Below are 12,719 nucleotides of genomic sequence, written 5' to 3' on the forward strand. Positions count from 1 at the left end.
TACCTCCGTAAGCCGAAGGGGTGAGAGCTGAGCTCTCACCCCTTCGGCGTACGCGGCCTTTAGGCGGGTACGCGGATGATGAGCGCGTCACCCTGGCCGCCGCCACCGCACAGCCCGGCCGCGCCCAGGCCGCCGCCCCGGCGCTTGAGCTCGTGGGCCAGCGTGAGCACGATGCGGGCGCCCGATGCGCCGATCGGGTGGCCGAGCGCGATGCCGCCGCCGTTGACGTTGACCCGGTCGAGGGGCACGCCCAGCTCCTTCGCCGACTGGAGCACCACGCTGGCGAACGCCTCGTTGATCTCCACCAGGTCGAGGTCGCCGACGCTCAGGCCCTGCTTGGCCAGGGCCTGCTTGATGGCGTTGGCCGGCTGCGACTGCAGCGAGGTGTCGGGTCCCGCCACGTTGCCGTGCCTGCCGATCTCCGCCAGCCAGGGCAGCCCCAGCTCCTCGGCCTTGGCCTTGGACATCACGACCACGGCGCAGGCGCCGTCGGAGATCTGCGAGGCCGAGCCGGCGGTGATCGTGCCGTCGGCGGCGAACGCCGGCCGCAGCCCGGCCAGCGTGTCCACGGTGGTGTCGCCGCGGATGCCCTCGTCCTCCTTGACGACCACCGGCTCGCCGCGCCGCTGCGGGAGCTCCACCGGCACGATCTCGTCCTCGAAGACGCCGTTCTTGGTGGCCGCGGCGGCCAGCTGGTGGGAGCGGGCGGAGAGCGCGTCCTGCTCCTCGCGGCCGATGCCGAGGCGGGCATTGTAGCGCTCGGTGGACTCGCCCATCGCGCACTGGTCGAACGCGCAGAACAGCCCGTCGTGCGCCATCGAGTCGAGCACTTCGGCGCCGCCGTACTTGACGCCCTTGCGCATGCCCGGCAGCAGGTGCGGCGCGTTCGTCATCGACTCCATGCCGCCCGCCACCACGATGTCGAACTCGCCCGCGCGGATGAGCTGGTCGGCCAGGGCGATGGCGTCGAGCCCCGACAGGCAGACCTTGTTGATGGTGAGTGAGGGGACGGTCATGGGGATGCCCGCCTTGACCGCGGCCTGGCGGGAGGGGATCTGCCCGGCGCCCGCCTGGAGCACCTGGCCCATGATCACGTATTCGACGTCCTCCGGCGACACGCCGGCGCGTTCCAGGGCGGCCTTGATGGCGATGCCCCCGAGCTCCACGGCGGGCAGCCCGGACAGGGCGCCCAGCAGTCTGCCGATCGGCGTACGAGCTCCGGCTACGATGACGGACCCAGACATGGCGACGGCCTCCTGTGCACGTGAGGGGTTCTTTGACACCATACCCACGAGTAGGTGCACGCTCGCTATGGAGGCAGGCCACACATGTTCATGCGGATCGACCACATCGGTATCGCCTGTCACGACCTCGACGCCAAGATCGCGCTATTCTCGGACACGTTCGAGCTGACCGTCGTCGCGCGCGAGGTGAATGAGGAGCAAGGGGTCCGGGAGGCCATGCTCCACATCGCCGACGGCGAGGGCGGGAGCTCCTACATTCAGTTGCTGGAGCCGTTGTCCCCCGACACGCCGGTGGGAAAGTTCCTGGCGAGACGGGGCGAGGGGGTGCATCACGTGGCGTTCGGCGTGCCGGACGTGGCCGAGGCGATGGATCGGTTGGCGGGCAAGGGTGTGCGGCTGCTCGATGAGCGTCCGCGACACGGCTCGATGGGGTCGGAGATCGCGTTTGTGCACCCCAAGGACGTGGGAGGAATGCTCACTGAGCTCGTACAGGCCACCGAGTCCCCAGCAAACCCCAAAACCGCTCGTATGTAACTAGTCACGCAGATAGTCGGACGGGGCTTCTCAGGCGGCACTAGCGGAGTACGCTGGCTTTCCACCGGACAAGGCGCCTGCCGCGAGGCACAGGCTCCTGGCTCGGCTGTCCCGAACCCCCCGTCCGGCCCGTGTAGCCGTCTCGACAACCCAGGATCGAGCCTCCATGCAGTCCGACATCGACGCCCAGCTCAACAATTTCTTCGAGGATGCCCCAGCACGCGAGTTCGACGTCGTGCTGCGTGGTTATGACCGCCACCAGGTCCACGATCATCTGAAGCAGCTCGACGGCGAGCTCCGCCAGTCCCGCGAGCAGGTGACGTCCCTGCAGCGCGATCTATCCGACTCCCAGCGCCAGTTGCAGGAGCAGGAGCGCCCGACCTACTCCGGTCTCGGCGCCCGCATCGAGCAGCTGCTGCGCTTGGCCGAAGAGCAGGCCACCGAGCTCGTCCAGGCCGCGCGGTCCGAGGCCAACGAGATCAAGGCCGCCGCCAAGGTCGAGGCCGCCGACGTACGGGCCGCCGCCGAGGCCGAGGCCGCCGACAAGCGGGCGCAGGCGACGCGTGAGAGCGACGAGATGCGCACCAGCGCCGAGCGCGACGCGGAGGAGACCCGCTCGACCGCTCGCCGCCTGGCCGACGAGCTGACCAACACCACCGAGCGCGAGGTCGCCAAGCTGCGGGCCACCGCCGACCACGAGGTGGCGGAGAAGCGCGCCGACGCCGAGCGCGAGATCGCCAAGCTGCGCACGACGACCGAGCGCGAAGTGGCGCAGCTGCGGGCCTCGACCAAGCGCGAGCGCGACGAGGTGCTGACCACCGCGAAGCGGCAGGCCGACGAGATGCGGGCGCAGGCTCAGCGGGTGCTGGAGGAGTCCGAGGCCAAGCGGGCGCAGGACGAGGCGGAGTTCGAGATCCAGCTCGCGTCGCGGCGTGAGGAGGCCGAGCGCCAGGAGGCCGAGCGCCACGCCACCGCGCAGGCCAACACGCAGAAGCTGGTCGCCGAGGCCGAGCAGCGCGCGGCCACGGCCGAGTCGCGGGCCACGAAGGCCACCCAGCAGGCCGACCAGACCAGGCGCGAGGCCGACCTGCACGCCAAGCAGCTGGTCGCCAACGCCCGCAAGAGCTCCGAGACGATCGTCGCCGAGGCCAAGTCCAGCGCCGACACCATCGTGACCGAGGCGAAGAACGACGCCGAGCGCACGCGCACCGCGATGCAGCGCCAGGTCGACGAGCTCACCCGCCAGCGCGACAGCATCACCAGCCACCTGGCGCAGCTGCGTCAGCTGCTCGGTGGCGCCGCGCTGCCGGGCATGGAGCCCGAGCCCGCCGTCACGGCGGCTCCGCCGAAGCCGGCGATCGCGGCAGCGGCCCCCGCACCGGCCAGCGACAAGCCCGCACCGGCCCCCGCCAAGGCGGAGTCCAAGGGCGAGGACGACGCGGAGTGGTGGCAGGAGTAACCGTCACACGACCGACTACACGGGGGTGGGCTGACGGCTGAAGAGAGCCTGGTGACCTTGGGGTCGCTAGGCTCTCTTTGTTGTTCCGGACGGCATGTGTCGTGGTTTGTCGCAATTCCCAGGAGACCCCGTGTCAGCAGAAGCCGAATCCCCTGCCGTGGCGGACGTCGCCAAGCCCCCGTCGTACGCGCTGCCGCTGTCCCGGGGACCGTTCACGTTCGGGCTGATCGGCGGGCTGGGCGTGCTGACCGCGATCGCGATCGCGCAGATGGTCGTCAGCTCGTTGAGCGTGATCGTCCTGATCGTGGTGGCGATGTTCCTGGCGGTCGGGCTGAACCCGGCCGTGGAGGCGTTGCAACGGCGCGGGCTGGCCAGGCGAGGGGCGATCTCGATCGTGTTCGCCGGGGTGATCGTGGCGTTCGCGCTGTTCGGGCTGGCCGTGGTGCCGCCGGTGAGCAAGCAGCTGGCCGAGTTCATCGCGGCCGTACCCGGCTACGTGACCGAGCTCAGCAACCATCCGACACTCCGGCAGCTCGACGCCGACTACCAGATCCTGCCGAAGCTGGCCACGTTCGTCACCAGCGAGCTGGGGCCCTCGCTGGCCAGCGGGGTCGTGGGGGCGGGGCTGGTGGTGCTGGACGGCGTGTTCACCACGGTGACGCTGCTGGTGCTCATGCTGTACTTCCTCGGCTCCCTGCACACCATCAAGTCGTACATGCTCAAGCTGGTCCCGGCCTCCCGGCGGGAGCGGACCGGTGAGATCACCGAGCAGATTCTCGACGGCATCGGCGGCTATGTCGCCGGCAACGTCCTCATCTCGGTCATCGCGGGCGTGCTGACCTGGATCTTCCTGTCGATCGTGGGCGTGAAGTACGCGCTGGCGCTGGCGCTGGTGGTCGCGCTCACGGACCTGATCCCGCTCGTCGGCGCGACCATCGGAGCGGTGCTGGTGACGGGGGTCGGGCTGCTGCAGTCGCTGCCCGTGGGGATCGCGTGCGCGGTGTTCTTCGTGATCTACCAGCAGGTCGAGAACTATCTGATCTATCCGCGCGTCATGAAGCGCTCCGTGGACGTGGCGCCGGCGGTCACGGTGATCGCCGCGCTGTTCGGCGGCGCGCTGCTCGGCATCGTGGGCGCGCTGGTGGCCATCCCGGTCGCGGCGGCCATCGCGCTGATCATCCGCGAGTTCGTCCTCCCCCGCCAAGCCCGCGCCTGACCGTCCGTCGGCCCGCTGCGGGCCGACGGACGCGGCACGAGCCGGACGGACGCGGCACGCAGCCGGACGGACGCGGTGCGGGCCGTCAGCGTGGTCGGGTGGCGCCGCCGAGTTCGGTGTCGAGGAACTTCGCCACGGCCGCGTTGAACGCCTCCGGCTGCTCGACCGCCGTCAGGTGCCCGGCCTTCGGAATGATCTCCAGCCGCCCGTCGGGTACGGCCCGCGCCATCGCCTCCGCGTCGGCAACGGTCGCCAGCTCGTCCTCCTCCCCCACCACGACCAGCAGCGGCACCTTGAGCGCGGCCAGCGTGTCGAAGGAGTCGGGCCGCCCGGCCATCGCCCGCTGCGCCCAGGCCACCGCACCGGGTGGAGCCGACTGCACGAGCCCCTTGACCCGGCCGAACACCATGGCGCGGCGCTCCTTGGTGGTCGGCCCGATCAACGCGGGCAGCACCTCGGACACCAGCACCGCGCTGCCGCCGGACAGGACCGCCTGGGCGATGCGCTCCCTGTTGGCGCGGGCGGGCTCGGGATCCGGGCTCGCCTTGGTGTCGGCAAGTATCACGCCCTGCACCCGGTCGGGATGGCGACGGCAGAACGCCATCGTCACGTAGCCGCCCATGGACAGGCCGCCGATGACCGCCCGGTCGATTCCCTCTGCGTCGAGCAACCTGGCGACGTCGTCGGCCATGACCTCGACCGACGGCTCTTCCTCCCCCAGGCGCGACCCCCCGAAGCCGCGCAGGTCAGGCGTGATCACACGGCATGACCTGGCCAATCCTTCGCGCTGTGCCAGCCACATGGCCGACGAGAGCGGAAAGGCGTGAAGCAGTACGACCGGGAGTCCCGTACCGGCTGATCTCGTGTAAAGCTGCACGGACGATACGGTAGACCTCTTCGCCCCGACAATCACTGCACGGCTTATGCCGATATTCGCCGCTGTGCTGACCGCTTTATGAAACACCAGTCTTTTTTACGGCCGGCAGCGGCCGGCCCCACCCGCCATACGCGGCCGGGCCCCCTCCAGGGAAACGCTCCTCCGGTTCCCCGGCTGAGCGCCGTGACGTGCGCGTTCTTGACCGTCCCTGCCCTATCCGATGGCCGTGGCGCCCCCATCGATGAACAGCACCTGACCCGTCATATAGGCAGAAGCCGGACTAGCCAGAAAGACCGCCGGGTGAGCCATTTCCTCCACCGTCCCCCAACGACGCATCGGGACACTGGACACCGTCGCCTCGTTCGCCGCGGCGTCTTCCCACAGGTTCCGGTTCAGGCCCGTGGCCGTCCACCCCGGGCACAGGGCGTTGACCCGTACCCCGGCCCGCGCCCATTCCACGGCCAGGGTCTTCGTCAGCGCCACGACGCCCGCCTTCGCCGCCGCGTATGAGGCGAGGAACGGCGCGCCCAGCGCCGCCACCGACGCCACGTTGATGACCGTGCCGGTGCCCCTGCCCAGCAGATGAGGCGCCACCGCGTGACAGACCGCCATGGCCGAGTCGAGGTTGAGCCGGATGATCTTGTCCCAGCCGGACAGGCGCAGATCCTTGAACTCGACCAGGAAATTCGACCCGCCGGCGTTGTTGACGACGATGTCGAGGTGGCCGAGCCCGTCGATCGCCCCCGCCACGGCGCCTGCGGCCGCGTCGCGGTCGGTGAGGTCGGCGGGCAGGACGACGGCGCGCCGCCCCAGCGCCTCGACCTCCTTGGCGACCTCGGCCAGGGCGTCGGCCGAGCGGGACACGAGCGCCACGTCGGCCCCCGCCTCGGCGTAGGCCAGCGCGATGGCCCGCCCGATCCCCTTCGACGCCCCGGTGACCAGGGCCTGCTTACCGGTGAGATCGAACGCGCCCATGGGGCCTCCTCGCCTCGGAACCGAACAAGATTCTAGGGGCCAGGGTCCGGGAACGCCACCGGCGCGGAGCTGCGAGAGCCCCGCGCCGGTCCATCATCGGCTGAACAGAGTGCTAACCCAAGCCACCCAGGATGGTGTCGATCGTGTCAATGACGTTGTCCACGATCTTCTGGCTTCGGGCGCCCAGTTCGGCGATCGCGCCGGACCTCCTGGTCAACTCGATCTCCTCATTCCTCCAGAGCTGCTTCTCTCCCTGCCCGGCGCCGGCGCGCGGCGGGAGGTTCGTCGGCGGCCGGCCTTCGGGGTACATCCTGCCGTTGCCGTAAACGGTGTAGGACTGGGTCGGCTGTGTGGTGCCGTCGTTGCGATAGACCTGGCTCGGCCTTGGCTGTGCCGGCTGCCGGCTCGCCCTGGGCGGCGACTGCCGCTGTACCGCCCGTTGGCTGGTCGGCCGGTGCGCCGGACGTTGCCGTGCCTGCTGGATCCCGCGTGGGAGCCGGCCTGCCCGGTGGTTTCGCGCCCTGGCCGCCGCCGCGGCCCGCCTCTTCGCCGCCGCCTCCGCGGCCTCCCTTCTGGCCTGCCGTTTCGCCGCCGCCGCGGCCCGTCGTCTCGCCGCCGCGGCAGCGGCCTTCTTGGCCTTCTCGGCCGCCTTCTTCCTGGCCGCCGCCAGTGCCTTCTTCTTGGCCGCCGCAGCGGCCTTCTTCTTGGCCAGCTCCAGGGCCTTCTTCCTGGCCAGTGCCGCCGCCCGGCGCTTGGCCGCCGCGATGGCCGCGCGTCTGGCCGCCGCCCGTGCCGCCGCCAGCGCCGCCCGCCTGGCCGCCGCCTGGGCCAGCTTCCTGGCGATGATCCGGGCCGCGATCCTGGCCGCGATGCCGACGGCGATCCAGAACAGCTGCCCGTCGGGGTCGCTCATGGTGACGGGGCTGTTGTTGGCATAGGCGTAGGCGTTGAGCTGCTGCGGGTCCTCCTCATCGATGATGGGGTCGACCGACAGGAAGCGGCCGTTCTTGGCGTCGTACTCGCGGGCGCCGAGGTGGACCAGCCCGGTCGTCGGGTCGTTGCCGCCACCGACGAAACCGCGCTGGCCAGGCCACCAGGGTGGTGCCGACCCCCGGTCCTCGCCGAACGGCGTCATCCTCCTGATGGCCAGCTCACCGGTCCCGGCGTTGACCGCGGCCTGTCCGGTGCCCTGGTGGTCGTTGGCCAGGAAGTAGACCTGGTTGTCCGGCGTGCGGACCGCGATGGGCTGGTCGTTGATGGTGTAGTAGCGGGTCTGCTCGACCGCGTCCTTGGCGAAGTCGAAGCGCAGCTCCATGTCGTCGACGTACAGGGTGGCGTCGGTCGTGGTCTTGCGGAGCAGCCGCTCGCCGTCCGCGTCGTACACGAACGAGGTCGTCTTGCCCGCCTCCGTCACCGACTCCAGGTTGCCCTCGGCGTCCCAGACCAGGGATTGGTCCGAGTTGCCGACCTTGCGCCTGGTGGTGTTGCCCGCCTCGTCATAGGCGAACACGTCCGCCCCGACGCTCTGGAGCGCGTGCGGCTGCTTGCCGCCCGCCGCCGGGTAGGCGGAGGTGCGGACGGATTCGGCCGCGCCGCCCCAGGCGTGCTTGGTCTCCTTGGTCCGGTTGCCGGTGGCGTCGTAGGTGTAGCTGGTCGCGTAGGGGGCCACACCGCCGATCTTGTCCGACTGCGGGGTGCCACTGGCGCAGTCGTCGGTGGCCGTCCACGCCGAGGTCATGCGGCGCAGATGGTCGTACTTGAAGCACTGCGTGTCCTGACCGCCCGCCCGCTCGGCGATCTTGGTGACGTTGCCCACGGCGTCGTAGGTGTAGTTGAGGTCGAGGTCGGTGGCCGCCGCGCTCTCCCTGTCCAGCCGCATCCTGGTCAGCCTGCGGGTGGCCTCGTCGTGGGTGTAGGTGAGCCAGGTCTTCTTCCCGCCGGCGCCCAGCTCGTACTGCAGGGTCTCGCCCAGCTTGGAGTAACGGGTCGCGGTCACGTACGACGACAGGCCGGTGACCTTGGTCGGCTGGCTGAGCTCGTCGTAGGAGTAGACGACCGACTCCTCCGCCAGGCCGCCCGCTGCCGGGAAGCTGACGGACTGGACCTGGTCGTCGAGCGTGTAGCGGGTGTTGAGCTGGTACGAACCGGCCAGCTTGCCCTCCCGCTCGGGGACGGTGACGGTCTGGCGCAGCGAGCGGTAGCTCGAGTCGATGGCGTTGATCTCCGCCTTGTACGCCTGCCCGCCCGCGTAGCGGATGCTGGCGTTCAGGTGGCCCTTGGCCAGCGCGTCGTACTTCCACTCGGCCAGCAGCGGACCGGTCGCGGAGCCGTCGCGCAGCTCCTTCTTGCGGCCCAGCTCGTCGTAGCCGTACCAGAGGGTCTTGCCGCGGGCGTCGGTCGTGGTGACCAGCTCGTCGGCGTCGTTGTAGGTCATCGAGGTGACGCCCTTGTCGGGGTCCTCGGTCTTGATCTCCCGTCCGCGCAGGTCGTAGTGGTGGCGCCACACGTTGCCCGCGGGGTCGGTCACGGTGGACAGCTGTCCCGCGGGGTCGTAGGTGTACTTGGTGGACTCGTACTCGCCGGTCGGGGTCGCGCCCTTGTACTGGCGCAGCTCGATGAGGCGGTCGTCGGCGTCGCCGATGCGGGTCGTCGCGGTGCCGCCCGGCGGCGGCGTCACGTGGATCCGGTCGCCCTCCTGCGTGGCGCTGACCCGGTACTTCTCCACGCCCTTCGCCTTGAGGACCTGGGCGTTGACGTCGCCGGCGCCGTCGAAGGACGACACGACCTGGGTCGGCACGTCGGCGTCGGCCACCGCGAGCAGCTCGGTGGACGGCGTTCCGGTGGCGAAGTAGCCGGTGTTGGACTTGGCCGCCTCGCCGAGCGAGTTGTAGACGGTGTCGGTGATCGTGCGCCCGTCACGCAGCGCGGGGTCCTGCGTCTGGTCGTCGCGGGGCGCGGGCTCCTGGGTCTGGCGCTCGCGCATCAGGCCGTCGTACAGCTCGTGGCTGGTGGTGTAGCCGCCGTCCGCGCGCAGCGTCTTCGTGGTGACGACACTGGGGCCGTCGTTGCGCATCAGGTAGGAGTACTCGGTGTTCGGCGTCTGCCCGGCCGCCTTGCTCCGGTCGGGCTGCCAGACCTTGACCAGGCGGCCGAGCGCGTCGTGCTCCATGTCGACGCGACGGTTGTTCGCGTCGATCTCGGCGACGGGCTCGCCCCAGGCCGGTTCGAGCAGGGTGCGGTCGACGTGGCCGAGCTGGTTGGTCTCCGTGATCTCCGTCGCGGGGGCGCCCGCGGTCGGGGTGTAGGTGGTCACGGACTTGGTGCCGACCGCGTCGGTCTCGCTGGTCTCGCGGCCGTAGGTGTCGTAGGTGTGGGTGCTGTCGGTGGTCGTCGTGCCGTCCCCGGTGGCGAGCTGGACGGCGGTCACGTCGCCCTTGCTCGGTGCCTGGCCGTACGCCTTGCCGTCGTACTGGACCCGCTGGTCGGAGATCACGTCACCGGCGGCCAGCGCGGACACTCCGGTGCCGCAGCCGGCGGCGACCTTCTGGATCCTGCTGGTGTAGTCGAGCATCCAGGCCGTGTCGTTGCGGGCGTAGGTGTAGCGGGTGCACTGGTCGTCGTCGGCGCTGGCCAGGTCCCCCTTCTCCTCCACCTGGGTCAGCAGGCCCTTGGCGTCGTACGCGCGCTCCTCGCCGGTACGCCGCCACTTGCCGCCGCTCAACGCGGTGCGGGTGACCATCGACTTGGGCTCGACCGCGTACGCGGTCTTGGTGACGCCGCCCTGCGTGGACTCGGCGGTCTTGAGCGACCACGGCTCCTCGGCGGTCGCGGTCAGGATGGCCCCGCCGTCGCCGTCGTAGAGGATCTCCTCCCGCTCGAACCCGGACAGCTGGTCGAGGTCGTCCAGCTTGCCGCCCTCGGTGTCCACGACCTGCACGTCGCGCTTGGAGCCGTCGGCCTGACGGTCGCCGTCCATGCCGCGGAAGTACCTGAACTCCGTGAGCGTGCGCTTGGTGTCCTGGCCGTCGCCCTCGCGCACCCGTACCCGGCCGAACCCGCGCCAGTCCGACCACGTGCGGTGCTCGGGCTTGACGAGGATGTTCTCGGCGTAGCGCCAGGCGCCGCCGTCCAGATACTCGTAGTCGGTGACCACGTTCGGCGAGCCCGCCACCCGGTCGGCCTCCACCGTCTGCGTCACCACGTACTTGTGGAACCAGTCGGTGACCTCGGCCTCGTTCGCCGGGGCCCAGCGCTGCGGGAAGCAACGCCTGGTGTTCTTGTCGGCGGCCGGCAGGTCTCCCGGCTTGCAGTCGGCCGGGGCGTAATTGATCCGGAGCTCGCCGCCGCTCTCGTTGTTCACCGCCTGGACCCGCCACTTGACCAGCGGGGCGCGGCCCTCGTTGGCGTCCACCCTGTTGGGCAGCTGGACACCGGTGAAGGTGATCTTGGGCAGCGTGATCGTGCCGCCCACGTGGCCGCTCTGCTGGATCGAGGCCAGCCACAGCGACGGGCTGAGGCCGTCACCGGTGGCGGGGAACTGGTGCGTCAGCGTCCAGGAGTCCACCGGACAGTACTGCGCGCCGCCGCACTTGGCGGTGTCGGTGTTGACCACCTGGGTGGTGACCTTGGACAGCCGCTTGCGCGTGAAGAACGTCGGTGACAGGCGGTCGGTGCACTTCACCCCGGAGTCGCAGATCTGGTCGAACGGGACGTCCGGCCAGCTGCTCGCGGTCTCCTTCTTGAGCTGGTCGGCGGCGCAGGTGATCGTCCCGCTGGGCAGGCAGCGCTCGGCCACGTCGAAGACCACGCGGGCCGCGGGCGCCTTGGTGAACAGCTCGTTCTGCAGGTAGCCGTAGTCGATGCGGGTGAGGTAGCCGCTGCGCGCGTACAGGGTGCCCAGCTCGGGCTTCATGTTGCGGCCGTAGTAGTTGTTCTCCAGGGCGTACCAGTAGGTGGTGGCGTTGCCGTGGGTGTCCACCGCGTAGTCCAGGTTCCACCGGTAGGCCTGCTGGCACCAGGCGTTGGCCGGGGTGCTGTTGTAGCAGGGCTCGCCGCTGTTGTTGCCGAACACCGGCACGGTCTGGACCGACTTCGTCTCCGGCTTGCCGGTGGCCCAGCCGGGCAGGCGGTTCAGGCCGAAGGTGAACTGGGTGCCGTCGGCGGTCGTGACGCGCCAGTACTCACCGTTGTTGTCGCCGTTCACGGCTCCGGTGAGGTATTCGATCCGGGTGCCGTCGTCGCGCTTGGGGCGCCACTGCTTGGTGGTGGCGTCCTTGACCAGCTCGACGGCCGAGTTGCCGAGGGAGAGCGTCGCGTTGTCCTGGTCCCAGCACAGGTCGCCGGTCTTCTTGCCGTCGATCATGCAGGACTTGTAGCGGCGTTCGACGTAGCCGCTGGGGTTCAGCTCGAAGCCCTCACCGGCCCAGGAGGGCTGGTTGTTGGTGGAGGCGGTACGGCCGTCCACGCTCTGGGAGGAGTAGTCGATCGACAGGTCCGGCTCGTCACCGCCCAGCGCGGGCGGCGCGCGTAGCTCGTAACCCCAGCTGAAGTCGCCGGACTGGGCGCCGACGCTCCACTGTGCCGAAGGGGCGAGCGAGGTGGCCGCGTGGTCGCCCGACGAGCCCGAAGGGGCCGCCGTCAGCGCGTACATCGCCGGCATGTCCACGTCGGCGGTCAGCGTACCCGCCTTGGTGTCGTTGTCGCCCGGCACCGGCTGCGGCTGCGGGCAGCCGGTCGCGGTGGCGGTCAGTACGCACTCGTCCAGCCGTACGAGCCGCAGCCGGGCGCCGTAGTCGCCGCCGGAGGCGTAGCGGAAGCCCGAGTAGTCGATCGCCAGGCGGGTCTTCCCGCTCTTGGCCGCCAGGCCCTGACCCGGTGAGACCCGCAGGGCCAGGCCGAGCAGGCCAGCCCGCTGGGTCTGGGCGGGGTCCAGCAGCTCGACGCGGGCGGGGGTGGGAGAGGCCGCCGCCTTGGCGGTTTTCGTGCCCGCCTTCGGGGCGGCCAGGCGGATCGGGAAGGTGTCGGCGCCGAGCGTTCTGGCCTGCGCGTCGCCGGTCGTGGTCAGCTCGACCGTCTGCGCCTTAGGCCAGGTCGTGCCTGGTGGCGCCTTCCACGCCTGTTTCTGCGCCGGATCGGCCTGCGGTGGCAGCACCGGGACCTTCTTCCCGGTTACCGGCGTCTCTTTCTGCACGTTCGGCGCGGAACGGGTCGCGGCCTGGGCGGGCATCCCCGACACCAGTGTCGAGACCATGACCACGGTCAGTGTGGCCGCCAGCCGGCGGGGCCACGACGACCGTTTCGCGGGTTGCTGTAAACGATTCCAGTAGGCTTCCGGCAGGTCTAACTCGCTCGGTTGATCCATTTCGACCTCTCCCGGTCTATGGGGGGTTACTGGGCGACTAGGTCTATGGGGGA

7 protein-coding genes are annotated in these 12,719 nt (G+C 70.2%); 3 read left to right on the forward strand and 4 right to left on the reverse strand.

Translation table 11 applies throughout. The features are described 5' to 3' along the window. Positions 1–59 precede the first annotated feature (59 nt). Positions 60–1,244, reverse strand: a complete 1,185-nt coding sequence (locus AB0B64_RS50885; protein ID WP_357942715.1) for an acetyl-CoA C-acetyltransferase — start codon at positions 1,242–1,244, stop codon at positions 60–62. An 84-nt stretch (positions 1,245–1,328) separates the two neighbouring features. On the opposite strand from AB0B64_RS50885, the gene mce reads away from it, so the two are divergent. From mce to AB0B64_RS50900, 3 genes are all read left to right on the forward strand, one after another. Next, positions 1,329–1,778, forward strand: coding sequence for a methylmalonyl-CoA epimerase (mce, locus tag AB0B64_RS50890; RefSeq protein WP_357942713.1), 450 nt, complete (start codon positions 1,329–1,331; stop codon positions 1,776–1,778). A gap of 166 nt (positions 1,779–1,944) precedes the next feature. After that, positions 1,945–3,237 carry a DivIVA domain-containing protein gene (locus AB0B64_RS50895; RefSeq protein ID WP_357942711.1) on the forward strand — a complete coding sequence of 431 codons (1,293 nt, stop codon included), beginning with the start codon at positions 1,945–1,947 and terminating at the stop codon, positions 3,235–3,237. 130 nt (positions 3,238–3,367) lie between these two features. Next, positions 3,368–4,453 (forward strand): AI-2E family transporter, encoded by a 1,086-nt coding sequence (locus AB0B64_RS50900; RefSeq protein ID WP_357942709.1) that lies wholly within the window; start codon positions 3,368–3,370, stop codon positions 4,451–4,453. An 85-nt stretch (positions 4,454–4,538) separates the two neighbouring features. Here AB0B64_RS50900 and AB0B64_RS50905 read toward each other — a convergent pair whose 3' ends face one another. The 3 genes from AB0B64_RS50905 to AB0B64_RS50915 form a co-directional block, all read right to left on the reverse strand. Next, a complete protein-coding gene (locus tag AB0B64_RS50905; protein WP_358197197.1) occupies positions 4,539–5,366 on the reverse strand; it encodes an alpha/beta fold hydrolase in 828 nt (275 codons plus the stop codon). Positions 5,367–5,543: 177 nt separating this feature from the next. Continuing rightward, positions 5,544–6,305, reverse strand: a complete 762-nt coding sequence (locus tag AB0B64_RS50910) for an SDR family NAD(P)-dependent oxidoreductase (protein WP_357942705.1) — start codon at positions 6,303–6,305, stop codon at positions 5,544–5,546. A gap of 112 nt (positions 6,306–6,417) precedes the next feature. After that, positions 6,418–12,555 carry an RHS repeat-associated core domain-containing protein gene (locus AB0B64_RS50915; RefSeq protein WP_358197198.1) on the reverse strand — a complete coding sequence of 2,046 codons (6,138 nt, stop codon included), beginning with the start codon at positions 12,553–12,555 and terminating at the stop codon, positions 6,418–6,420. Positions 12,556–12,719 lie beyond the last annotated feature (164 nt).

The organism is Nonomuraea sp. NPDC049129 (genome assembly GCF_040648495.1).
Taxonomy (GTDB): Bacteria; Actinomycetota; Actinomycetes; order Streptosporangiales; family Streptosporangiaceae; genus Nonomuraea.